Source organism: Nitrospira sp. (assembly GCA_016715825.1).
GTDB lineage: Bacteria > Nitrospirota > Nitrospiria > Nitrospirales > Nitrospiraceae > Nitrospira_D.
In genome coordinates this window covers 450,654-474,152 of sequence record JADJXO010000003.1, presented here as the reverse complement: position 1 = coordinate 474,152, position 23,499 = coordinate 450,654, and the positions used below count along the sequence as shown (strand labels likewise).

General features: G+C 56.1%; 19 protein-coding genes. 1 reads left to right on the top strand and 18 read right to left on the bottom strand.

All coding sequences use genetic code 11. The features are described from left to right. Nucleotides 1-9: 9 nt before the first annotated feature. The 18 genes from IPM58_11960 to IPM58_11875 form a co-directional block, all read right to left on the bottom strand. On the bottom strand, nucleotides 10-843 hold the full coding sequence (locus tag IPM58_11960; protein ID MBK9307774.1) for a CpsD/CapB family tyrosine-protein kinase: 834 nt from the start codon (nucleotides 841-843) through the stop codon (nucleotides 10-12). 30 nt (nucleotides 844-873) lie between these two features. Beyond that, nucleotides 874-2,667 (bottom strand): lipopolysaccharide biosynthesis protein, encoded by a 1,794-nt coding sequence (locus IPM58_11955; protein MBK9307773.1) that lies wholly within the window; start codon nucleotides 2,665-2,667, stop codon nucleotides 874-876. Further along, nucleotides 2,649-3,887 carry a hypothetical protein gene (locus tag IPM58_11950; protein MBK9307772.1) on the bottom strand — a complete coding sequence of 413 codons (1,239 nt, stop codon included), beginning with the start codon at nucleotides 3,885-3,887 and terminating at the stop codon, nucleotides 2,649-2,651. Before IPM58_11950 ends, IPM58_11955 begins: the two co-directional genes overlap by 19 nt. A gap of 4 nt (nucleotides 3,888-3,891) precedes the next feature. Then, nucleotides 3,892-4,470: a polysaccharide biosynthesis/export family protein gene (locus IPM58_11945; protein MBK9307771.1), complete on the bottom strand. Its 579-nt coding sequence runs from the start codon at nucleotides 4,468-4,470 to the stop codon at nucleotides 3,892-3,894. A 41-nt stretch (nucleotides 4,471-4,511) separates the two neighbouring features. Continuing rightward, nucleotides 4,512-6,899 carry a tetratricopeptide repeat protein gene (locus IPM58_11940; GenBank protein MBK9307770.1) on the bottom strand — a complete coding sequence of 796 codons (2,388 nt, stop codon included), beginning with the start codon at nucleotides 6,897-6,899 and terminating at the stop codon, nucleotides 4,512-4,514. Between the two features lie 23 nt (nucleotides 6,900-6,922). Next, entirely contained in the window at nucleotides 6,923-8,314 is a 1,392-nt protein-coding gene (locus IPM58_11935; protein MBK9307769.1) for an undecaprenyl/decaprenyl-phosphate alpha-N-acetylglucosaminyl 1-phosphate transferase, read from the bottom strand. Continuing rightward, nucleotides 8,283-8,504, bottom strand: coding sequence for a hypothetical protein (locus IPM58_11930; GenBank protein ID MBK9307768.1), 222 nt, complete (start codon nucleotides 8,502-8,504; stop codon nucleotides 8,283-8,285). The genes IPM58_11935 and IPM58_11930 overlap by 32 nt, the downstream gene beginning before the upstream one ends. Before the next feature lie 59 nt (nucleotides 8,505-8,563). After that, nucleotides 8,564-10,186: a VPLPA-CTERM-specific exosortase XrtD gene (gene xrtD / locus IPM58_11925; GenBank protein MBK9307767.1), complete on the bottom strand. Its 1,623-nt coding sequence runs from the start codon at nucleotides 10,184-10,186 to the stop codon at nucleotides 8,564-8,566. Between the two features lie 115 nt (nucleotides 10,187-10,301). Then, entirely contained in the window at nucleotides 10,302-11,201 is a 900-nt protein-coding gene (locus IPM58_11920; protein ID MBK9307766.1) for a hypothetical protein, read from the bottom strand. Next, nucleotides 11,201-12,481: a glycosyltransferase family 4 protein gene (locus IPM58_11915; protein ID MBK9307765.1), complete on the bottom strand. Its 1,281-nt coding sequence runs from the start codon at nucleotides 12,479-12,481 to the stop codon at nucleotides 11,201-11,203. Before IPM58_11915 ends, IPM58_11920 begins: the two co-directional genes overlap by 1 nt. A gap of 38 nt (nucleotides 12,482-12,519) precedes the next feature. Further along, a complete protein-coding gene (locus tag IPM58_11910; GenBank protein MBK9307764.1) occupies nucleotides 12,520-13,350 on the bottom strand; it encodes a glycosyltransferase family 2 protein in 831 nt (276 codons plus the stop codon). Nucleotides 13,351-13,693: 343 nt separating this feature from the next. Beyond that, the gene (locus IPM58_11905; GenBank protein MBK9307763.1) at nucleotides 13,694-13,843 is read right to left on the bottom strand and encodes a hypothetical protein; all 150 of its coding nucleotides are present in this window, start codon (nucleotides 13,841-13,843) and stop codon (nucleotides 13,694-13,696) included. Beyond that, a complete protein-coding gene (locus IPM58_11900) occupies nucleotides 13,840-14,385 on the bottom strand; it encodes a putative colanic acid biosynthesis acetyltransferase (protein MBK9307762.1) in 546 nt (181 codons plus the stop codon). Before IPM58_11900 ends, IPM58_11905 begins: the two co-directional genes overlap by 4 nt. Before the next feature lie 30 nt (nucleotides 14,386-14,415). Further along, on the bottom strand, nucleotides 14,416-15,570 hold the full coding sequence (locus IPM58_11895) for a glycosyltransferase (GenBank protein ID MBK9307761.1): 1,155 nt from the start codon (nucleotides 15,568-15,570) through the stop codon (nucleotides 14,416-14,418). After that, complete coding sequence (locus tag IPM58_11890) at nucleotides 15,567-16,364, bottom strand: FkbM family methyltransferase (GenBank protein ID MBK9307760.1); 798 nt, start codon at nucleotides 16,362-16,364, stop codon at nucleotides 15,567-15,569. Before IPM58_11890 ends, IPM58_11895 begins: the two co-directional genes overlap by 4 nt. 8 nt (nucleotides 16,365-16,372) lie before the next feature. Next, nucleotides 16,373-17,629, bottom strand: a complete 1,257-nt coding sequence (locus tag IPM58_11885) for a glycosyltransferase family 4 protein (GenBank protein ID MBK9307759.1) — start codon at nucleotides 17,627-17,629, stop codon at nucleotides 16,373-16,375. Between the two features lie 8 nt (nucleotides 17,630-17,637). After that, nucleotides 17,638-18,936 (bottom strand): O-antigen ligase family protein, encoded by a 1,299-nt coding sequence (locus IPM58_11880; protein ID MBK9307758.1) that lies wholly within the window; start codon nucleotides 18,934-18,936, stop codon nucleotides 17,638-17,640. Next, the gene (locus tag IPM58_11875) at nucleotides 18,933-20,294 is read right to left on the bottom strand and encodes a hypothetical protein (GenBank protein MBK9307757.1); all 1,362 of its coding nucleotides are present in this window, start codon (nucleotides 20,292-20,294) and stop codon (nucleotides 18,933-18,935) included. Before IPM58_11875 ends, IPM58_11880 begins: the two co-directional genes overlap by 4 nt. Nucleotides 20,295-20,665: 371 nt before the next feature. Between IPM58_11875 and IPM58_11870 the strand changes: the two genes are divergently transcribed. Next, nucleotides 20,666-23,320, top strand: a complete 2,655-nt coding sequence (locus IPM58_11870) for a hypothetical protein (protein MBK9307756.1) — start codon at nucleotides 20,666-20,668, stop codon at nucleotides 23,318-23,320. Nucleotides 23,321-23,499: the final 179 nt, after the last annotated feature.

The window sequence follows — 23,499 nt, the reverse complement described above, 5'->3', positions numbered from 1 at the left end:
TGTTATGACTCAGCGATCAGTGTTGACCAGTTTCCGACCCTGCCGTAGCGTCAACATGGCACGGCCGCTTTTATTCAGAACGCCTCCAAGAATCGGAACCGTTCCTTTCAATGCGTCCAAAGATCGTTCGACCTCGGTTGCCGCTGTGCGACCTTCTTCCGCAACGAGCAACAACGCATCGATATGCGGGGCGAATCCGACAACATCGGCGCGGGACAAGAGCGGCGGAAGATCGAACACGATAAGACGGGACGGGTACCGATGTTTGAGTTCTTGAACAAGACCGGTCATTCTCGGTGACGCGAGCGCCTCGGCCGAATTCTTGATCGCCCTCCCCCCTGGCAAGAAGACAAACCGCCCGATTCCTGGATGAATAAGCAGCTGAGTGAGCGGCGCATTATCGAACAAATACTCGGTCAGTCCTGGAACAGACTCCATTCCAAACACACGATGCACCGCCGGTCGATGCATATCGGCATCAACCAACAACACGGTATGAGCCAGGTCCATCGCCAGGGAGAGCGCGAGATTGACCGCCGTCAGTGTTTTGCCTTCTTGATCGGAGGGACTCGACACTCCAATGACATTCCATCCTTTTTGACGATACTGCTGCAGGACTTGTGCGCGTAACACCCGATAGGCATCGACAAAGGGGCCCTCGTCGAACCCGGTAATTAAACGCTGCTCCCGCATCACACGATCGGAAATCGTGATCGTCTTGGTGGCGGTATACGTGATCGGATAACCCGGTCGCCGGGTGTCGTCAACCAATCGGCCTGGGTCCGTACCTGCTGAGCCTGTTTGCTGCTTGAAGCGTTCCTGAGCGTGCTGAAGATATTCCATCAGATGAGGCGTCCCTTCTATATGTTCGTGTCATCCGAATTTTCTGAGGATCGTGTACCACACGACGTCCAATGGCCTCCAGGTCAGATGGAGGACGATCGCCACCACTGCAAGGGCTCCAAGGGCAGAGAGGCTGACGGCCACACGGCGACGGGCCAGGGTTGCCACCTCACGCTCTGAAGGCAGATAGGGGACGGCTAGGACCGGGATGCTTCGCATGGTGCGGGCAAGCTGCTCCCTTGTATGGATTTTGCCGTCAAGATTATCCGCAGCGACACCGACACCGACTCCACCGAAGATGGCAAATAGCGCACCGAGTATTAAGATCGCCGGACGGTTGGGCTGGCTGGGTTTTTCAGGCAGTTCCGGTGGATTGATCAATAAGAACCGTTCGCCCTTCCGCTGAACCTCCAATTCGGCCGAGACTTGCGCTTCCATCATCCGAGACGAAATTTCTTGATGTTTCCGCACGGAGTTTTCCCGATCTCGAATCAAGTCCAGATACTCAGGCTCGATCGTCGGTGTCGACTCAAGTCGTGTCGCGTACTCAGACATGCGGCGCTTCAGCTCACTGCGCGCGGCTTCCATCGCCTGCAACGACGCCTTGGTCGAAGCCAGTTGCGACTCAATATTAATGTATGCGGGATTCTCCGGCTTGATGGTCACGTGTAATGCGGCGCGCTCGATCGCAGCCTGTAATTCCTGCTCCAGTGAAGCCACGACCTCTTGGGCACGGATGACGTCGGGATGGGCATCGTGCATACGCCCGCGAAGATCATCCAGCATGGCTCGTTCCGCCATGAGACGTTTCGACAATTCGTCCCGACCGTCCGATCCACCGGTTTCCAGCTCAAGCGACGATATTTCCTGTTTCATCTTGATCATGTCGGGATGATCGGGTTTCACGTAGGCCGCAAGACTGGCAAACTGAGCACGCAGCGCTTTCAGCCGTTCGTCGACGTCCAACAGCCGTTCGCCGCTTGCGCTGATGATCGGCGTATGGGGTTTTAGCGTCGCCAATTCGCCTTCGAGATAGGTTTTGCGCTCTCGCAGACTTCTGATATCACGGTCGACATCGATGAGTTCCCGTTGGGCTTGATTCATCATGGCCATATTCAGTTGCACGAGTTCCGGCAACGCTCCGTCCGCCCGTTGCTTAACCTTGGCCAACTTTTCTTCCAATTCTTGAATGTGTCGAGATAAATTTTCAGATTCCCGTTTGAGAAATAACGTCGTTTCTTGAGCATGTCGCTCACGGGTCTTTAGATTTTCGTTCAGGAAAAGACTTGTCAGCTCATTGGCGACTTTTTGTGCGACCTCCGGAGTTTCACCATCATAGGCCAACGTAAAAGCGATGGTCGCTTGAGTCGGGGTCTGTGATCGCTTGTCGATCACCTTGACGTTCATGACTTCGATCGCAATATCTTTCGTAAATCGCTCCAGCACCTCTTCGGTCGAGCTTCGGGTGCGAAGCCCTTGATACAGCTTGTATTGTTCGACCATGCGCCAAAGCGTGGATCGGCTGAGCACCTGCTGCTTGATTGTTTCGATGCGCTGATCGACATAGGTCGCGATGGCCGACCGCACCAGATCGGGAGGAATCTCTTGTTCTTCGATCAAAATCGTCGCGGTCGAGCGATACACCGGCGGCCAAAGAAATGCCAGGGCGACGCTCGCTGCCAGCAGCGACGCTCCTGCCATGAGAATCAACCGACGTCGGCGGCGTAGCACCGCCAAATAGTCGGACACGGTTGCTTGTGCACGGAGATTGGTCGCCGCGCGGCCCTGTGGTCTCTGATCGCTGCCTAACGTGACACTGCCCATTTAAGTCCTTCATAGCGGAGCACAAGAAACATCGAATGCGCTCCATTGTGTTGGTTGAGGTCTTCCACAGATCTTTCGGCAAACGTATACGTGGCCTCAACAGTCCATGATTCGGCAAAGTTCCATGAGAGGCTGGGGCTGACGGATAAAAATCTGGCACTTGGAAAAGCGCGACTCGATGGACTGGTGGCGATGCCCGACACAAAGTAGAGACCACCAGACAGTGATGCCGTGAGAGTCTCATTCACATGATGCATAAGCGATCCTCCCACGCGATCGGTCTGGAGCAGACGCCCGAATCCGCTGGGATTGATCCGTCGGCTTCCATCGACTCGAATCGTCGTTTGCTCATACTGCTTGCTCAGGGACGCATTGTAGACCCACACGATTTCATGACTCCTCACGGACCCCGATCCGGGAATATCCAAATCCGAGCTGACAAATCGTCCTCCTCCCCCCACTGAACCGATCAAGTGATCACCGAAGTCATGGGTCCAGGTCCCTTGCGCACCGTAATACGTCGACTCCAGCCCAATTGTTGGGATGCCCACAAGCGTGTATTCCCCGGTCAACTGAACCTGGTCCAACTCGGTCACGTGATACGTAGGCCCCGTTGTGCCTCCATGAACCCGATAGTTGAAAAGACCAAGACGCTGTCCATCTTGATAACTTGCATCGACGAAGTTATACCCGCTCTGCCAAGAGAGCCGTTCAGTGATACCGACTTTCCAACTCGGGTTGGCAGTCCACATGTTCCGCTGGGTGAAGGACAACACAAGGCCGGTCGTCTCCAGCTCTCCTCGCAGCGTGTTGTCGTTGGTAAAGCCACCTTCGAACCCCAAGATATGTCGATCGGTACGATACGATGTCCGTAGCGGGAAGTAATAATTGGTGAAGGATCGGTCTTGGTCGCCAAAGTAATGGACAAAGTCCGCTCGACTTTCCCCTTCTATCGACAATGACTCTGTCGCTCCTTTCAATTTGACGGCCGGTGTCACCCAATTCCCCCACACCTCGTTGTTTCCATCACGCAGCAGCAGATTGCTGTTGTAGATACCCTTCACGCTCAATGACGGAACGGCGGACCATTCCGCTGCCAAGGTCTCGCCCTTCCAACCGACCATGGCCAACACGAGCATGCCGAGCAACCAGCATGAACGGCATGGCCCGCGTTGCTTCCACCAAGGCATTGGATCACAATCAGCCTGCGCTTGTTCCATCCTGTCACGGCACCATCACCACATCACCACGCTGAAGCAGAATGTTCTGGTGTAAGTCTTGCCCTTTCTTGGCATCGCCGTAGCGGAAGGGAAACACCAACTCGTCGGTTCCGTTTCGGCGAATAATCTTGATGTTGTTCTCTGAAGCATAGGCCGTCAACCCACCAGCCATGCTCAACGCCTGTAGCACATCGGTATGGTGTCCCGCTTGATATTCACCCGGTTTATTGACCCGTCCCAGCACATAGATGCGATAGCTGAGGACCTTCAGAACCGTCACCGTCACATTGGGATTCGGGAGATATTTCGTCAGACGCAGGGCAATCTCACTGCGAACATCTTCGACCGTACGACCTGAGGCCTGGACCTCTCCGATGAGGGGGAATGAAATCATCCCATCCGGTCTAACCACCGCTTCTTGCGTCAATTGTTCATCTTTCCACACAGCCACCTTGAGAATATCTTCCGGGCCCAAGAGATAGGTCGGCTCAACATTCGTGGGCTCGCCGCTCACCGGTTCGGCCAAGAGCTGCCGGCCGTCGCCGAGGAGCACAAGGCAGACGCACGCCGTGATAACCGCCATGCGACTGAACCGACATCCGACCAACGGTCGCAACATAGTCATCATCCTGCTACTTCTCCAAGTAATGTTTTGGCATCATTCAAGCCGTCGAACGGAGTTCCGGAAGCCAGAGCTTTCTTGAGATGAGTCACGGCATCCGCTTCCCTCCCGACCTTCACATAGGCGGCACCCAGGTGATAGTTGAGAATCGGATGATCAGGTGCCATTGCCGTAGCCTGCTGCAGCACCCGCACGGCATCGGCCCCGTGACCGAGCTTATGATGGGCCCATCCCAGCGTGTCGAGGAGATAGGGATTCGCTTTCTGCGATTCAAACCCACGACTCAGCGCCAAGGCGCGTTCCAGACTCTGCGGATCGCCTTTGTGGTCGACCAGCGCCGCCGCAAGATTGTTCGCCGCCACCAGCGACGACGGAGCGCGTTTCAAGACCATTTCGTAATGACCGATGGCTTCATTATGCTGGCCCTGTGATGACAGACTCATCGCGAGCAAGAGACGCAGCTGTTCATTCTCCGGACTTACTTCCAAGCCCTTTCGAAGCACCGCATCACTTTCCGCCGTGCGCTTCTGTGCTTGATGGAGCCGGGCGAGGTGTACCCAGGGGGTCGTCCATTTGGGATTCACACGAGCGGCGGTCTCCAAGTGGGAGACAGCCGCAGCTGACTCTCCTTTTGTAAGCAACAATTCGCCGAGGAATCCCGCAGCATAGGGATGCTCCGGCGACGTGGCCAGAATGGACTCCAGACGCTGTTGCGCGTGGGGCATACGACCGCGCCGTACATCAAGCTGCACCAGGGCGATGAGCGGCTCGGCCGCCGATGGCCGGCGCTGAGCGGCTTTGGTGTATGCAGCCTCAGCTGTATCCCACTGCTGTTGGGCCAGCGCCACGTGCCCTTCCGCCAAGCTTGCGAGGCCTTCATCGGCTCCGGCCTGGCGCAGCCGCGTGAGCGTCTTTTGGCTATGATTCCAATCCTTTTCCTGCAGCTGAAGCTGAAACAGCATGCCCAGAAGCGCCACATTGCCTGGTTCTCGCTCGAGGAGTGGATCCAGCCGTTGCTTCGCCTCCTTGAAGTGACCGGCAGCCGCATCCAGTCCTGCCAACAGGGTCTGTGCCTCCACCAGCGTCGGCTTGAAGGTAAGGGCTTTATCCAGACTGTCACGTGCCAACATCGGTTCACCAGTCAGCAAATGTGCTCGGGCCAGGAGGACATGCCCTTCTGCCATTTCCGGTTGATCCTTTAAGACAGATCGAAAGTCGAGAATGGCATCCTTCCCATTGCCTCGCTGAAGCGCAATCTTCCCTCTTAGTAAAAGGGCATCGCTCGAGCGGGAGTTTTCTTTCAGCACGGCTTCGATCGTCTGTGCGGCTTCCTCGACCTTGCCTTCAGCCCAATCCAGGCTTGCGAGCTTCACTTGCGCTTCATTGGCCTCAGGCTTTCCGGAGAATGCCGTCTCCATTTCACGATAGAGTTCGCGTGCCCTATCGACTCGTCGAGTCGATTCGTACAGGCCACCTAAGGCCAGCCACAGCTTGCCGTTGTGCGGGAGTGCCTTTCGTGCCTCTTGCAATATGCCCTCTCCCTGCTCCACACCGCGGCGTTTTCCGATGTATTCCGCCAATGATAACCAGCGCTTCTCGTTATCCGACTCCGCTCGAATCGCGTCCCGTAAGATGGCTTCCGCCTTTTCGTATTGTTGTTGTCCGTCATAGAAGGAGACTTGGCGCAACCGGTGATTGAACACCGTTGGCTCCAGTCTGACGATTTTCTCAAGCGTCTCCTCCGCCTCGCCGTTCTGCCCCTGCTTGAGCAGTGTGGTTGCCCATACATCCAGCAATTCAAGATTGTCCGGATGTACCGCTAAGGCTCGACGCAGAAATGGAACTGCCTCTCCCGTCCTCTGAACCGAGGTGTACAGCGCCGTGATCAGTAAGGCCGCATCCACCTCCGTCGGCGCCGCAGCAATCAGCTTCTCCGCCTGGCTGACCGCCTCTTTCACCCGGTCGGAGAGCGCCATGATCGCGATCTTGATGGCCTGCGCCGGCACATGATCCGGTTGTTGGGCCAGCAACCGATCCGTAATCGTTTTGGCTTGGTCCAATGCCCGAACCTCGAGGTAGTACTTCGCCACTTTGACCTGGCCACGATCATGATGGGGATCGAGTTCGACGACCTGCTGATAGGCAGCGAACGCATTGCGCCAATTTTGCTCTTTTTCTTCGACTTGCGCATAGAGAAAGTACGCGTCGACATTTTTCGGATCGATCTGGAGCACATTTCTGAGGGCAATTCTGGCTTTGGGGAAATTCCCTTCCTGGAAGTACTCTTGGGCCTTGAGCTGGTACTTGGCCTTACGCTCTTCAGCCCCACCACAGGCACTCAGCCCTACAGCCACCATAAGCATCAGTCCACACGCGACACATCGTTTCATGTCCATTCTCCTCTGTTTCCCCCTTATGGCCACCAGGCACGCAGCATGACACCAGTCAGCATCACCAGAGAGACGACGCCAAGACGCCCTACTGCAGACGACCGTATGTTCAATAGCAATTCAAAGGCAAAGAACAAGACGATTAACTTCGCCGTCAGAAGCCCCATGGGGACATCACCGACGGTCATTCCCGGCAGAAACGGCAGAACCCCTGCAAACAGGATGATGAGGTAATCCAACGGAGTCGTCTGAAAACGCTCCTCGCCGATCAAGCGGATCGCAAGGATCACAAGCACCGCCAACAGGGCGACTCCCACATTGACCGTGGTGAGAATCTCGGCCATGACTGCGCGTGGGAATACGTCGCTGTAGTACAGCACCGAGGTGCTGCCGATGTACAACGCAGCGCGCACGGCCCAGGGAGCGACGGAGGGAAAGAAGAACGAAGCAAGCACCGCAATCGTCAAGGCTCCGGCAACCACACCCGCATCAGATGGAATCTCGCGAGGGACGAGGAGGGATCCGAGTAAGTACAGCGGAATCGCCAGGTACAAGATCGTGAGCGCAGCTTCGCCGATAGCCCATGGATTGGGACTACCCTGGGCACGGCGTTGCGTGATCAATGACGAGTCCGCTTCAGCCGAGGTGATAGTGTGTGGCATACCCATAAAGAGACCATACAGCCCGCCGGCGAACACCACGTATACCGCAATCAACAGCCCATCAGGCTGCCAGCGAAGGAGATAGGCACAGCCCACCATGATGGCATGGACCCCATAGATGAGGGTCACCGCTTGTCCATGCGTAAGCCCACACGCCAACAATCGGTAATGAACATGACTCCGATCACCGACGAAGGGTGATCGTCCTTGCGCATACCGATGAATCATGACCCCGACCGTATCCAACAACGGGACCCCCCAAAGAAACAGCGTCAAAAGCGGACTGTAGGCCGTCCTGGTCGCGTCGGTCAGGAGAATGGCCGCCACTGCCAGGTAATGGCCGAGAAATTGACTGCCGGCATCACCCATGAAAATCCTCGCCGGATGGGTGTTAAACCTGAGAAACCCGAGCAGCCCCCCGACAACGGACACCGTCAGCAAAACCAGTACCGCTTCATTCACCTGATAGGCCAGATACGCGATGCCGGTAAAGCTGATGAGCGACAGGCCTCCAGCCAAGCCGTCGAGTCCATCCGAGAGATTCACGGCGTTCGTGACGCCGACGATCACCATCACCGTAAGCGGTACCGACACCCAGGCGGGAATGAGCACATCATCGAGGAATGGAATAGACGAAATACGGATTCCAGCAAAGACCACGACAATGACCGCGGCCAGGATCTGCCCGGCGAACTTCATCCGGTAGCTAAGTCCGACTCGGTCATCCCAGATCCCAAACAACAAGATGACCACCCCACCGAACAGACTCCGAGAGAATCAGCTGATCTTTCGGCGCCCAGACGAGAACCGCGACGAAGGTCGCAACCCCGAACGCGATTCCCCCGACTTTGGCAATCGGTTCACGGTGGGCATGTCGGTCTCGTGGCACATCGATAAAGGCCAGCCGACCGGCCGATGCTGCGAGCGTCGGGATCAATGCCATGCAAATGATCAAGGACCCCATAAAACTGAAGAATAAAATGGAACCCACTTCGCCTTCCCTCAATCCGGAACGTATCGACTCAGCAATGGTGTGACGAGACCGGCCATAACCTGCAACCGCTGGTCCACGACCGCTTCACTCTCTCCTGCATGAACGGCGGAAGTCAGGCGCACCAGTGCGCCGTCCGCACGCCGTCGTGTGAGTGAATCCCAGAAGAGAAAAAACTTCACCAAGTACTCACTGGTAATCCAGCGATCGCGCTGTTTAAACCAGTAATAGACGATCTGCTTTTGCCCGCTTTTCTGGATCACCACCCGATTGATCTCCTGCCCCGGTTCCACCCCCGACACTCGTTCCATATGGAGAGGTTCGAAGGAGGTGATTTCCCAGCCACCACCGGGGATACATTGCTTGGGCGAGTGTGAAGACCGACCTTTCTTCGGCGAGAGGTAATACGCCAGATACACATTCACCGGAGGCTGATTCGGTGCGATATAATCGGCCAGAATGTAATCGTCCAATTGCAGCGCATCGAGATACTGCCGCTCCATCGGAAACGAGGCCCCCTGCCACGCGTCGAGACGCAAGGGGAATTCTGTGAGTGATTGTCTGGGCGGTGGGGAAAACTCCCCTTGTACCAGCGACGGAGCGACTGGTACCGCCACGATAAGGAGGGCCAATCCCGTAGACAGCGGGATCAGGGTTCGACGGCTTCTATCCGACCGTGCGGCTGGCGGAGCAGCCTCCGGCAAACCGATCAGATCGACGAAGGGACGCGACGGGGCCCTTGCAGCTATCCGCGCGAGAAGCCACATCTCCACACAGAGCAAACCGAGACTCGCCACAAACATGATCCAACCTTCGAAGAAGTGGGTAAACCCCTCGGCCGCCCCCGATCCGTAATATTCGACCAATACACCGATGGCGCCGATTCGAAAGCCGTTGAGCAAGATTGAAATCGGGATACTCGACAGAACGAGCAGGATCCGCTTCCAGAGCGATTCGCGGTACAGATACGCCACCAAAATCGTCAGGGTCGTGAGTGGGAACAAATACCGAAGCCCGCTGCACGCCTCCACGACTTGAAGTTGAATGCGTCCCAAATCGATGACATTCCCGTCGCGAAACGCCATGACACCGATCGATTGGAGAAATCCGATTCCCAACGCAGAGGACCAGAGTTGGAGGCGGCTGGAGAGTTCGTACTGCAGAAATGTGGGCGGCGGGATGGCGGCAAGCAAATAACAGAGAGGAAACGCGACCTGCCAGATACCCGACAGTCCAATGGTGCAGGTCAGCATTCCAAGGATCACGAGCCAGAACGAGACGTGCACGACCGCGTGCATCGCGGCGAACTGCCCCACAGCGTATACGAACAACCCGACGGCGACGATAGGAATTCCCCACCAGAGACCAACGGGCTCGGTCGATTGAACCCGCCCCCATCGCATCCACACCATGTACAGCGAGATCAGTGGAATAAAGGGGCCGTGACTGTTGTTCTCCTCCAACCACGCTTCGCCTAGAAACCGCAGACTGTCCGCGTACAGGTAGCCGAGGATGGTTGCGACGACGGCGAGAAACGCCCAGAGGAGCGGACTCCTCCGGTTCAACGAGGAAGGGTCAAAAGACAGGCCTGAAGAAGGCGGCAATACATCGAGGGTCGTCGGTTGAGTTGACATGTTTTATTCCACCAAGTCGTTCGGTGCAGTCTATCGCCGGTTGATCCACGGATGGCCAAATCAGCTTCAAGATTGTGTTAACGGATTGTTAAAAATAGATAACGCTGATGAACGGCTATTGCACGGTGAGATCGATAGGACGGTTGGGTTGGGATGAGTCCATTTGACTCAGGAACCGTTTCGTGATTTGCCACCAGGGGGCGGCTTCGTTCCAAGTTTCCGGCCCCTTATCCCCCCAACCACCCCAGATCACGAGACCATCGGCATGCTGGTAGACGGTATTTAACTGGAGCTCCCAGTACTCCGGTTCGATAGGCTGGAACCGAAGTTTCTTATTTGAATCGTGGTATTGCGGCCACAAAAAAGCATAGACCGGCTTTCCATTAGCTTTCCGTTTGGCCTCCGTGAGTTGCGCGATCGCGTATCGTACCCATCCTTCACGATCCGGGTAATAGGTGTATAGCGTCGGATACAACGCACTCAATTGAGCGGCCATCTCATCTAACCGGTCGTTATCCTGTTGCCACGCTTGATGCTCCTTGCTTCCAGGGCCTCGAATCGCACGCCAATAGTCCGGCAGCGGAACCGTTCCATAGGCTCCGACCTCGATATCCGGTGCTTCGGCTTTAATCCAGGTCAGGATCGTCACAAGTTTGTCGACATTTTCCTTCACGAGCTTGGCGTCTCCCTTCAACGGCCAGCGCTCGATGTCGATGATGACTCGGTCAGGTCCTCCACGTAACTCTTTGGCAACGGACCGGACGGTATCCTGGGCCGGCAAAGAAGTGTGTGGCTGATTGCGTGTAAACAGACGCGATTCGTACAGCAGCTTGATCGGACGTATGGGATACCCGTTGAAGGAGGGCTTGTTCTTATAGAGGGTAGCGTCGAACACGATGAAAGAACGTTGAGCTGCAGCCGCAATGGTGGTGACGGAATCGGACGGCAGAGACGCGCCGAATAATCCGACCACCGCCAGCCCTGATGCCACATATCTGAGTATCCGTGAGCCCATTACTTTCTCCCAACTGCAATAGGGTGATCCAACGGTTCCAGCACATCCACTTCGACAGAGGGCGCCACAGAGGACGCCGATTCCAATAGCACTCGCCAGCTATCAAGAGCGTGGAGACGGGAATACTTCCGGTCAAACACCCGGCGTGCAGACACCCCTGCGTCCCTGACCTCCCACTCCTCCTGAGACAGGCGCAAGATGCAGTTCGTCAAGGCCTCGACCTCGCCGATGCAGAAACTCCATCCACATCGCTCTCGCTCGAGAATACGAGCAATCTCGCCATCCGGATCACCGATGTGGATGATCGGTCGGCCGGCTGCGGCAATGCCATAAAACTTGCTCGGCACGATCAGTCCTTCCAGCGTCGGTCGCAGCGACACAAAGTGCACGTCAGGAAGCGATAAGCTCCATCGCAAACGATCCGCCTCCTGGTACGGGAAAAACCGCACGTTTTCTAAGCCACGTCGAGCCGCTTCTGAGATGAGCCATTGCCGTGCAATCCCGTCACCGACAAACACAAACCCAATGGTGTCCATGTGATTCAACTTTTCCGCCGCGTCGATCATCGTCTTGAACTCATGGACATGGCCCATGTTCCCCGAGTATCCCAGCACGAATTTCCCTTCGAGGCCCCATTCCTTGATGAGCGGGTTGTCGCGCTTGTCGATCGGTTGAATGGCATCTCCATCAGCCCAATTCTCAATGATCGTGATTCGATCGGACGGGACGCCTTGCTCACGGAGGCGCTCGGCCATGATTTCTCCCAAGACCACGTTTGACCGGCCAAGCCGCAGTGATTGATTGCGCAACCGTTTCAACATGGGCGCAGCGAATCGCACACCGTACACATCCAGAGAAGTCGCGACTTCCGGAAACAGATCCTGCACCCAGTTGACCAAGATCCCCCGCTTGAGCTTCACCACCCATGCAGCGGGAACAGACATCATCGGGGGATCGGTCTTCGCGACCACGATGTCTCCTTGTCGGACCAGGCGAAGCAGCCGCCACGTCGCACCGACATAAAATGTCAGGTAGTCAAACAGCCGTCCCAGCAGCCGACCCCGTCCGAACCGCGACGTGCGTACTCGATGCACGTGAACATCGCGGATACACTCGTCGACAGGAAGAGAGGCCTGGGGATCCCCATACAGCTGGCAACCAGTGATCACATGAATATCCTGACCACGGGAGGCAAGATCGAATACCAGGTCGCTGAGGAGCTGGCTTGTCGCCGAGTGATCGGGATGGAAGTAGCGATTGACAAAAAGTGTTTTGGCCATAGCTATCGAGCCCGCGGATGCGGGCGCTTCGCTTTCTTTTAGATTGGGAGCCCGCGTTGTTGGCGTTCAAGCTCGTGCATTTTGACGACGATCATGTACTCGTAGAAGGCTTGCAAGACGCAGTACGTAAACCCCGCCTTCCCATCCAGCCATCCTCGCTGCCAGACATAGAAATACAGAAACTTAATGAGCGGCCTCCAAGGCAACTTGAACGAGAGATTTTTAAGTGCTCGCCGGCGGAGCGCAGGATCGGTGCTGAACAATCCTGGTTCGTGTGCCTCACGCTGGTGAATCAGTTTCATCCCCTCCTGTGCTTCCAGCTGCGAATAACGATTATGCTTGTCGATCCATTCTGAAACGCCCTTACTGAAGTTGTAGTGAATCAGCATCCCGGTCAGGTATCCATACGGACCGTCGATCACCGGCACTGGGTTCACCAACCGCTGGAATCGCACCGACGGAGGGCGGAAAAAGCGCATGATCAGGCCCGGCGGCATCGCATGTTTGATCCAACGCCCCATGAACATATTCCGCCGCCCACAATAGTAGGCGACTGACGCATGCATGGAGTCTCCGGCGATCGCGAGCAGTTCCCTTTTCAATTCTTCGGTCATCCGTTCATCGGCATCGAGGTAGAACACCCAGGGATGTTTAAATGAGATTTGGTCGAGCGCCCAATTCTGATGCGCAGACCAATTGTCGAAACGCCGCTGCACGACGCGAGCACCCATCTCCTCCGCAATCTTGACCGTTCGATCGCTACTGAAGGAATCCAGCACCACAATATCGTCTGACCAATTCACCGATTGGATGCAGTCGGCCAGGTTGCTTTCTTCGTTGAGAGTCAGAATGAGAATCGACAGGCTCATACTCGTAACGTTGTAGCTTCGGGATAGTGTGTGGACACTCCTCTTTCAGGAACCGAAGTCTACTCTCCCCCAAAAAGGAGAGAGCCACGTCAACATCAAGTTTGTGTTATCAAAATGTTAAAAACGGAACGGATCGTCGAGAGGGGGCCACGGGTTCGAACGCGCGGAGGAGATCTCACTGACGTGTTAGTGTGTGATTCATGAGTACGCTGACATTGGCCGTACGCCATGAGCCTGTCGAAGGGCGAGTGTTTTCAACTGGTTCCGTTCATGGTTCGACGGGCCTGTCCTGAGTGAATCGAAGGGCTCACCACGAACGGAAGGTAAAGGAACGTATGAGACACTACCCCAGCTCAAACACGCGTCGGTCGGCCGAAGGAAGTGATAGTGAAGCCAGAATGCTTAACAAGGATGGGATAAGGTAGTTGTGTGAGTGATTGAGTTCACCGTCTTCATACGCATAGCCTGAGATGTCGACGACTGTATCCGTCATGATTCCTCGCGTTCGAGGTGATACTTTCTGATGAGTCGGGCAGGATTTCCACCCACCACTGTCCAAGGGTCGACGTCACGAAATACACTCGTCCGTGCGCCGACGACCGCTCGTTCGCCAACACTCACGCCTGGTCCGATGAAGGCATCCCCTGCGACCCATGCATGCGGCCCAATCGTAATCGGAGCTGTGATCAACGACATCCCATCAACACGATAATCATGGCTTGCGGTGCAGAGATACGAGTATTGACTCACCGTCGCATGAGGCTCGAGCGTAACTCGGTCAACCGAATAGCATCGCACATAGTCGCCCAGACAACTCCCCTGTTTCATCGTGAGGTTCCATGGGGCCCAAATCTTGACCGAAGGATAGGGGTGCGCCCCTTTTTCGATGTTGGCTCCGAACAACCTCAGCAAGCACCGCCTCCAGCCATGCAGGAATCGCGGGCTTGGTCGATATGCGAGCAACCAGACGGCACCCCACAGAATCCGACGTATCTTGTTTCCAGTGGTTTGGAAGTCTGGTCTAGGAGTGCTCATCACAGACTACCCATCCTCTGAACTCAATTCCTAATGAGTGCTCACGCAGTCAGGCCGTGGACCCGCCCCACTCATCCACTCATACAGGGACGACATGTGTTCCGCATAGGAAGTCCATGAGAACTGGTGTTCCACGAGTTGTCTCCCGCGCATTCCCATGGCCGTACGATCGTCAGCGGACAGCGCCATGATGTCCCGCAGCCCACGCACGATCCCTGTTGCGGTCGTATCGATGCATATCGACGCCCCGGATGAAAATCCTTGCGGAAGGTTACATTCTTTCGTCATGACCACCGGCAACCCATAGGCCCACGCTTCCAAGACACTGACCGGCAAGCCTTCGCTGAAGGAGGGCAACACAAATGCGCCCACTGACCGAAGCAGCACGTCCTTGTCTCGTCCAAACTTCGGCCCGAGAAACCGGACGGAGCGTTCGATGCCTTGCTCGGCAGCATATGTTCGAAGTGCCTGCTCATGATTCCCTTGGTCCCATCCTGCAATCCATAATTCCCATCCCGCTACGGTGGGTATGCGATCGTGTTGAAGTCGTTGCCAGGCCATCAAGAGGTTCATGAGCCCTTTCTTGGGATGGAGACGACCAAGAAATAGGAGCGCCTTTTCATGTCGAGTCGTCTCTCCAAGGTCCAGAAGGGGAAGATCGATGCCAAACGGGATGACGGAAATCGGATTGGAAAGCCCATAGCGACGAATGGTATCGGCTTCCTCTGAACACAGCGCATGAAGACACGCAGCCTGTGTCAGGTGGCGGTGTTCATAGATCATGCTCGCAAGCTTCTTCTTCCAATATGAATGGGTGACGGCCCATGGGTCCAACATGCCGTGCACGCTGATGAGATAGGGACGGTGAGTCAGTTTCGCCCACTTCACCGAGGCAACGGAAGGATACATCCATAAGCCATGATTGTGCAGCACATCCGGAGCCGCTGAACGAAGTGCCGACAACAGATCCGGAGCGTATCCGAACGGCTTGTACCCCCGCTGTTGGAACACACTGACCGCAACCGGCTTCCAGGTTTTGCCATCCTCGTCGGCATGCTCATCACTGAGTCCAAAAACGCTGACATTGGAACCTCGACGATGCAACTCGATCGCGCTCCTTCTGACAACCTCCTGTATCCCTCCGCCCTTTCGAGACACGGATGCCGTAACCATGCCAACTTTCATATGTTCCTCTCGGATCCCGCTATTGCACGACGGAGAACGAACGTGGCATTCCACCCATCGACATGCGTCAATCGATAGCCACATGTCTTGACGCGAGAGACCATATTCAGAATGCGCGACAGATACCCTTCGTCCAATGGGTTATAGCCTTCATCGAATTCGACACAGAGAATAGCCGGGCGGATGTCGCCGTCTAGGATCGATGCTAAGATCTCATACTCCGCTCCCTCGACATCAAGCTTGAGCAAAGACAAGTCAGAATGACCTAAGGTCTGCATCACGGTCGAGAGCGTTCGGCAGTCAGCCTCGAAGTATTCGGTGGTGTGCTGTAAATTGACGATCGAGTGTGACACATGAGACGGATTGGCCGGTGCGTAGAAACGCATGGTTCGGTCCTGGCTCCACAGGCCGATGGCGTGATAGTGAAGCCGGGCTAGGCATCCTGGATCAATCTTGTAGGAGAGATCGACTGCATCATTGATTGAAGTGGGGGTGCCGTTGATCGTATTCCGGTACAGCTGGTCCACATGACGTTGTGCCCGAGGAGTTGGATCAAAACAATGGGCTTCACACCCGTACTGATTGATGAGTTCGACTTCGAAACTGATATCCTCACCGACACCCACTCCGTAACAGAGCGATCGCTTGCTCAGGAAGTCGGCTGGGACGAACCAACCTCCGTAGCCTGTGCCGATCTTGTGGTGAACAAGAGCGCAGTGGTCCAGAAGACGATTGAGGGTGTGTTGAGCGACGCGCCGCTCAACTTTTGTGTACAGCGCTCGCGCGTGTTTCATGAGCTTGCTCATCGCCGCTCCTTGACCGAGTGCTCGAACGATCTGTACGGAATCAGCTCATCCACCTGCCGCCGATCTCTTGCGACAGGTGTCGCCAGCGTACAGTGCTTCGCGATGGCGCTAATGAACAGCTGGGCATGAGTGGTCGTATTGTATCGGCTGTTGATCACCGATCGGCACGCCTCTACCATCGTGGGCTTTCGCGGGATGGGGAAGAGAGCGTCGATGATCTTTTCGGCGCAGTCCGACAAGTCATCGTATCGATAGAACCATCCCGTCTCCCCTTCCTTGACCGCTTCCCACTCTGGGAAATGTTCCTCAACCTTGTCATGGATGAGGACCGGGGTACCGTATCCGAGGGCATGCATGACGGAAAGACCGGCCCCGGATGGAACGACGGCCAGGTCGCTGGTGGAGAGCACAAGACCAAGTCGGGATTCGTCGTAGGAAGCCCCGAGAAAATGCACCAACTTGGTAAGTCTTAATTCTTCCACCAGCGATTCCAACATCGGTCGTTCGCTTCCGTCACCGACCAAGACAAGATGGACATTCCTGCCTTGTTGCACCACAAGATGTAATGCACGCAGGAGCCATGGCAAGCGCTTCACCGGCTGGAGACGACCCGTGAAACAGATCACCCGTTCCTGTGCACCGATGCCGAGCGAGCGGCGGAATGCCTCACAATCTTCCGGCGCAATCTGCTCAGACACCGCAGCCTGTTCACCGTCATCGAGGGAGTTATAAATGACATGCAGCCGTCCTGCAGCAAAACCCTTCCTCATCAACAGGTATTTTGCATGATCACCATAGAGCAGCAATCCCCGGCACAGTCGAAACAACCAGGCGCGAACTATCCACTTGATTCCGGACTCGTCACCCTGCAGTCCATGAGTCCACAGCAGAACTGGTATCCCGCAGATGCGCCCAACGATGGCCAAAACCCAGGCTGTCAACTCATAGGGACTCCCCTGTGCGATCACGACATCAGGGCGTTCTCGAATAACCGCCCTCACGGCAGCTGGTTGCCAAGACAGCGAACGCCCAAAGGGCAGTCTGACGACGTGCTGCGTGGCCGGTTCGAATTGACATTGGTTGGGAGCGCCCGACAGAGGAAGAAATGGAACATCGGCTGCCGGATCTGCGAGTACAAGGACGCGAAATCGCGGATCCGTTCCCAGCTTTTCCAACAAACGTTGGCGATAATGCGGAATACAGACCTGCTGCAGCACAACGAGAGGAATGTTGTCGGGTGCCGTGTGTTTCATTGAAACCCCTATGCTCCTGCCCGGGCTTCAAAAGCGTCATCGTCGAGGGAACCTGGCTCGAACTCCTCGGTCTCGCCATCGCCATGCGCGAGACCACTCTCCGCAGCTTCCAATTCGCCCTGGGAGAGGACCGGGCCAAGAATGCTCAACAGAAACAGGAGCGAGGTCGGATTGCCTGCATTGATGAAGTACCGCTCAAAAATCGCGAGGACACAATATCCGCACGCTAATCCCAAGAGCACGCTGGAACTGAACGTTTGAGAGGGATCTTGATTCCGGCGCCACGTTTTATACAACCCCGTAAGCGTGACAAAAAGCACCGCCACAAACCCGATCACCCCAATCTCTGCTAATAACGCCAAGTAGCCGTTATGGGCCGACGAGGCGACCTTGAGAACGACTTCGTGCGTCCGAAACCCAACACCAAGAATCGGATGGCTGAGAAACAGATTCCATGTCGTTTTCCAGGTTTCCAGTCGCCCGGATCCGCCTGATTCCAAGCCGCGATGACGGTCCTGAATGGCGAAAAAGTCGGTGATCCCACGAACGACGGCCTCGCTGTAGTATGCCGCTAGCGCGGCGCCGACGATGATGCAGACGGCAAGCAAGAGATACCCACTGGTTCCCGCGGTCCGTCGGCGTGAAAAGAGGGTGATCGCAAGCCCAACCATCGCCGCGAGAGCCGAGGCTCGCGCACCGGTCAGGTAGATCACAGTCCCCATGGTGACAAGAATCGGAATCCGTACGACGGCTCTTCTGATCGCCATGGCTGTGATAAAAACGGACATGGTGACCAACGCGAAACTGGCTGGATTCAAGATCTCACTCCCACCCCCAAGCCGACGACCAGGCACATAGTCGTAGAGGGCAAACCCGGAGACGAGTGCCGCCATGATCACGGCATACGTCTTCATCCCGATCTCATACTGGGCCGCGTCCAAGTTAGTAGTGAACTGGAGCACAACGATAATCGTCAGAATCGTCAACGCGGTGTACTGAGTCGATTCGAGCGGCGCCTGGCTGACCAGCGCACTGAATCCACAGAAGATTCCAAACACCGCCAACCCCGCGATCGTTCCAGCACTGAAACCGCTCGGGATGAAACGACAACGGCTCAGCAGAAAATATCCGGCCGGCCATACGAGCGACATGAGCATGATGATCTCATACACGTGCCCTTTTCGACCCTCCATCCTCCCAAACAGTGACCCGGCAAACACGCCCGTCAGCCACAGGCCCAAGACGAGGCCGCTCCAGGTTTGGTTGTCTGAAAACGAGAGCTCATCCTCGTCAGTCGTCGATGTCACAATGCCTCCGACTGTGCGGTCAGGCGACGATGCAAGAGCCACCCCATCGCACTCGTATCGGATGCTTGGGCCGCCACAGAGGAAATAGCGAGTCCGTCGACGCCGAGAGACGGAACCAGCCAACTGCCGCACAGCATGAGGGTCAGCCATTTGATCCCGTATCCCACCACCGGCGTGCGATAGTCGGCAAGCGAGTAGAACGAATTTCTGATAATCCCGTACAAGCCGGCCAACGGTAATCCCCACACCAGCATTGTCAAGATATGGGCGGTGATCTCGGCGTCGGCCATGGAAAATTTTCCTCTGACCAAGACGATCTCGATCAACGGTTTGGCACCGAGAGCCAGCGCGATGCTGAACAAGACTGCTCCGCTGAAGAGAACCGCACCATATCGCACTAACAGCGCCTGCCCCTCGCGGCGCCCCGTATGGAAGGCGCGGGCCAATTTCGGGAAGAGTGTCGTATTGATCGGCGTTGTAAACAAGGCGAGCGGGACCGCAATGATCGAGCCTGCATAAAAGAAGGCAGCTATTTTCCCTGATCCTAGTCCCGACGCAAAGCTCCGTTCGGTCATCACGACGGCCTGAAACAGAAATTCCCCGAACAGTACGATCAATGCCGGTCGCCATAGTTCGCTCACCTCAACAGGCCGGCTCTGCTCTCCCGCATTTGTGGGTGGAGATGAATCCGGACAGTTCCACAACGCCAGCAGAAACCACCCAAGGACGAGAAAATGCCCAGCTGCAAATCCCCATACCAGCGCGTCGATTCCCCATCGCTCGGCAAAGACCAGGATCGATGCGATCGTTGAGAGTGACACGACCGCCCCGCCCAGAAAGACCGGGGCAAAACTGCCTATGAGAGAAAGGCCACCCCGCAAAATTCCCGCCAATCCGGCACACGCGATCGGAAAGAGCAAGAGGCGTATCAAGCGGGTGCCTGTTTCATATTGTTCGACGGTGAAGGCTGGGAAAATCCAACGAAGCACGGGCCCAGACCCGAGGACCAGCGCAGTGAGAGCGACCGCATTGACCAAGATAAGGACACAAGCGGCTTGTTTGATGAGCGGCCTGAGACGATCGTGATGCTGCGACGCCAACTTGGACACAAACACCTGCTGAACGGCATTGCCCACCTGCACCCCGAACAAGAGGTGAAATCCCATGACCGCAACGAGCACATCGAGATCGCCGCTAAGCCCAAACGTCGACGCCACGATGATTTCCCTCGCCAATCCGGCGAGGATGACGAGGCCGGAGGCAAGCGCGTACATCGGAATTCGACCGAGCAGACCCAGCTCCTTGGCACTGGACTTCAAACTGATCCACCAAGGACCCAACGCAGAAATAGCTAGCATGATGTCCGATGGTGGTTGGGCCACGTCGAGAGGAAGACAACTGGGGACATGTCCACATCCATGGATGCACAGTTTAGAGCGCCCACCGCACGGTCACGTAGTCTGGTCGTCTGCATAGGGAAAACCCTCTCCTCAACCTTCAGGGGACCTCAGTCTACCGCCCGCTGTTGAAGCTGAGGGTACCGTTCGCTCAAATCTCTGTTAACAAATTGTAAATATGGTCACCGGGGGGGATTTCATATGGACCACTATGATACGAGATCAAAGGCCGTAAGGGTGAGGTTGAAGGAGCTCTGTTAGTCGATGGAGAGACAGAGATGAGGCATCTCAGCTGTTCTAAGAAGAACAAGACCGGTCACACGAGTCTTGGGATGTTCGTTCTAATCCTGACGTTCAGCACCTTACTGTCCTGTAGAGCAGAGGACAACCAAGGCTCGTTGCCGACCAATCAGGCTGCGAACCCACCTGCCGGCTTGCCGGTGGCTTCCCATCAAATCTTATGGCACGCAGATGGATCCAGTCCGACTCGCGGACAAGCCTCGATTCACAATTGGCCGAGACTCACCAGTGGAACTGCTTCGTGTGACTTGAGCCAGGTCAGCGACAACAACAGCCTCCCTCAGCATGCACCCTTCGGAGGAAGTACCGCGGTGCATTACATCCAAGCGAAGTGTACCGGCGGTTCCGATGGTGGGCGAATCGAAATGGTGGTCGATATGGACGACCAGCCGATGAGCGATCTCGGCAATTTCGGTCTCTTCTGGTATCAGCCGTCCGTGTCCGTCGCAACGGCTGTGACCCTCGATCTCGCGACATCCCCAAGTTTTTCCCAATATCTTCGCTTTAACTGGGCCACAGGAGGCGTGGGGCGGCGGCTCATCGATGGATGGAATCCCATCACGTGGCAAACCGGCGACCATGTCGGATACGGCGGCGGAGCGGTGGAAAGTCAGGCATTCACAACCTTCCGCATACTCCTCGATCTCCGGCCCAACAGTTCAGGAACGTTCTACGTCAGCGATTTTCTCCACGGCTATTATGCGAAACCACAGATCAACATCTGGGGCGAGAATAACTTTGCTAGTGTATATACCCACCTTTTCCCTGAAGCTCAAAAACGTAACCTGATCGGCTCTTACTGTCCGGTGACCGAAATGCTCAAAGATCCAGGTCGCGTCGAGTTGGAAGGGGGATTCACCAATGACCAACTGAAAGAAATGGTGGCAGCCGGATGGACCATCGGCGGCGAATCCACGGAGGGACTCAACTACCTAGATTTTCACACGCTCGAGACCGCTGCCGCTGATATGGACCAGCATCTCACTGATCTGCAGCGGCTCGGCTACCGCCGTCCGATCTTCTGGTGCTACGAAGATGCCAAGCACAACGCCTCGCTCGATGCTGAGCTGGCGAAACGAGGCGTAGTAGCTGCATACAGCGGCAACATTTTCTCCGACAATACCGGCCGCTCGCTCTATGGAGGGCTCACCAACCCCTACAACCTGTGGGCGGTGTCAGGCGATGCTCGGTCATTGACCGAGATCATCGCGGCGATCGACCATGCGGTGAAGTACGGCGAGCAACTCGGTTTAGAATGGCAACGATACGATCAGGACTTCGACGAGGTCGCCGACTATCTGGTCAAACTACGTGAGGAAGGGAAGATCGAAATCGTGACGGTCGAAGAAATGATTGCCCGTCATGGCATCACGAAGGGTTCACCAATTGGCCCTCCGCCGGGTGATCCTCCGCCACCTCCACCCCCACCGGCTGTACTGCTGCCGTTTGATCAAGTCGAACCGACCTTTACTCGATCGGCGGCTCTATTCTCCGGCCTTTGGACGCAGGCACGGACTCGCACTGTCCGTATTGCGATGCTTGGCGATTCACAGGAAACATCACCGGAAGGAAAGGGTGAGGTGTATGTGCCGCGCCTCCAATACGAAGCGTGGAAACGATACCAGAATGTGCCCGAAACCGTCGTGGCCGGTTATCAATCTTTTGGAGGGGGCGCTCCGTTCGGAGATTGGCTCCTGAGAGGGGCAGCTGCCCGTCCCGGGCCCTCTCCGACTCGCATTCCTACAGAGCGGCTCTTACCGGGCATCCCCGCTGCAGCGCATGCCGCGCCGGCTGGACCGCAATCGGTGAACGGGCAGCAGTACGGTCAGTTGATGGTCCTTGAACCTGATGCGCGCAGTCTTAACCCAGCAGCAGAAATTCCGACCACCAATCAATACTTCTGCACGCAAAGTTCAGTACGAGCTGAGGTGTTTGCTGCGACACATCCGCAGTCCGGAGGGATCTTCTATACGGCACGGCCATCTGACTTAGTGCCGAGCTATTCCGCAACGGCGACGATCGAAGAAACTGCCCCGCTGTCGCTGGTTGATGCGACGTATATCGTCAAGTCGTTCACAACGGTCCCACTGCCTTTCAATGGGCAACGTCACCTCCAACTAGAACTACTTGGCAGTCTCCCTTCAGCGCTGACAGATATTATCGGCGCCCGCTTCAAGAGCGACCAATGCCCGTATGGACTCGTCATTCAGGATCTGAGCGCGGCCGGCCTGTCGACTAAAGAATTTCTGAGCACCTACAGAGGAGCTGGACTCCTGTTTCGTGCCCTGGGGTTCGACGCGGCCGTTCTTCATTTCGGTGCCAACGACAGCGGTGAAGGCTCGACGGCAGAACAATTCCGTGCAGAGACGGAACGGCTGATCGCTCGAATCCGTTCCTGGGCCGGCACGCCAGACTTTCCCATCATTCTGATGAGCGATCCGTACCGAAAGGGATTAAACCCGGCACAGGAAGCAGAATATGCTCGCTATCCGGGCGCCTTGCGCGCCATCGCCGACTCGGATCCGGCGGTGCTGGTCATCAATTCGCGACGATTGATGGATGAGCGGGGATGGAAAGCGAGTCAACCCAACCGGTTGTCCGACGTGCTCCTTGATGATGTGCACTACACCCCTCGTGGAGCCATCGAATTGGCTGAAGAGGAAATGAAGGCGCTCCTCGGACCGTGACGGTCAACCACGAGCAGCACGAGGTGCGCCGGCTTCGACGTTCCGGAGAAGGGCTTCGTGCCGAGTTCACGATGGCTGAATGGCCGTCGCCAACCGTTGTCCGCATCCCATCTGACGCTCCGAAGGCTTAACACTCCTGTAACATCGTGGGCGTATGCTGTACCCACTGGTGATGTGGA

What these genes read in the sequence shown, in the direction of transcription:
- IPM58_11940 (MBK9307770.1), bottom strand. Translation starts at nt 6,899, where the DNA reads ATGAAACGATGTGTCGCGTGTGGACTGATGCTTATGGTGGCTGTAGGG.
- IPM58_11890 (MBK9307760.1), bottom strand. Translation starts at nt 16,364, where the DNA reads ATGAAACACGCGCGAGCGCTGTACACAAAAGTTGAGCGGCGCGTCGCT.
- IPM58_11930 (MBK9307768.1), bottom strand. Translation starts at nt 8,504, where the DNA reads ATGGCATTGATCCCGACGCTCGCAGCATCGGCCGGTCGGCTGGCCTTT.
- IPM58_11950 (MBK9307772.1), bottom strand. Translation starts at nt 3,887, where the DNA reads ATGGAACAAGCGCAGGCTGATTGTGATCCAATGCCTTGGTGGAAGCAA.
- IPM58_11900 (MBK9307762.1), bottom strand. Translation starts at nt 14,385, where the DNA reads ATGAGCACTCCTAGACCAGACTTCCAAACCACTGGAAACAAGATACGT.
- IPM58_11875 (MBK9307757.1), bottom strand. Translation starts at nt 20,294, where the DNA reads ATGCTAGCTATTTCTGCGTTGGGTCCTTGGTGGATCAGTTTGAAGTCC.
- IPM58_11895 (MBK9307761.1), bottom strand. Translation starts at nt 15,570, where the DNA reads ATGAAAGTTGGCATGGTTACGGCATCCGTGTCTCGAAAGGGCGGAGGG.
- xrtD (MBK9307767.1), bottom strand. Translation starts at nt 10,186, where the DNA reads ATGTCAACTCAACCGACGACCCTCGATGTATTGCCGCCTTCTTCAGGC.
- IPM58_11885 (MBK9307759.1), bottom strand. Translation starts at nt 17,629, where the DNA reads ATGAAACACACGGCACCCGACAACATTCCTCTCGTTGTGCTGCAGCAG.
- IPM58_11945 (MBK9307771.1), bottom strand. Translation starts at nt 4,470, where the DNA reads ATGGCGGTTATCACGGCGTGCGTCTGCCTTGTGCTCCTCGGCGACGGC.
- IPM58_11920 (MBK9307766.1), bottom strand. Translation starts at nt 11,201, where the DNA reads ATGGGCTCACGGATACTCAGATATGTGGCATCAGGGCTGGCGGTGGTC.
- IPM58_11910 (MBK9307764.1), bottom strand. Translation starts at nt 13,350, where the DNA reads ATGAGCCTGTCGATTCTCATTCTGACTCTCAACGAAGAAAGCAACCTG.
- IPM58_11955 (MBK9307773.1), bottom strand. Translation starts at nt 2,667, where the DNA reads ATGGGCAGTGTCACGTTAGGCAGCGATCAGAGACCACAGGGCCGCGCG.
- IPM58_11870 (MBK9307756.1), top strand. Translation starts at nt 20,666, where the DNA reads ATGTTCGTTCTAATCCTGACGTTCAGCACCTTACTGTCCTGTAGAGCA.
- IPM58_11915 (MBK9307765.1), bottom strand. Translation starts at nt 12,481, where the DNA reads ATGGCCAAAACACTTTTTGTCAATCGCTACTTCCATCCCGATCACTCG.
- IPM58_11905 (MBK9307763.1), bottom strand. Translation starts at nt 13,843, where the DNA reads ATGACGGATACAGTCGTCGACATCTCAGGCTATGCGTATGAAGACGGT.
- IPM58_11960 (MBK9307774.1), bottom strand. Translation starts at nt 843, where the DNA reads ATGGAATATCTTCAGCACGCTCAGGAACGCTTCAAGCAGCAAACAGGC.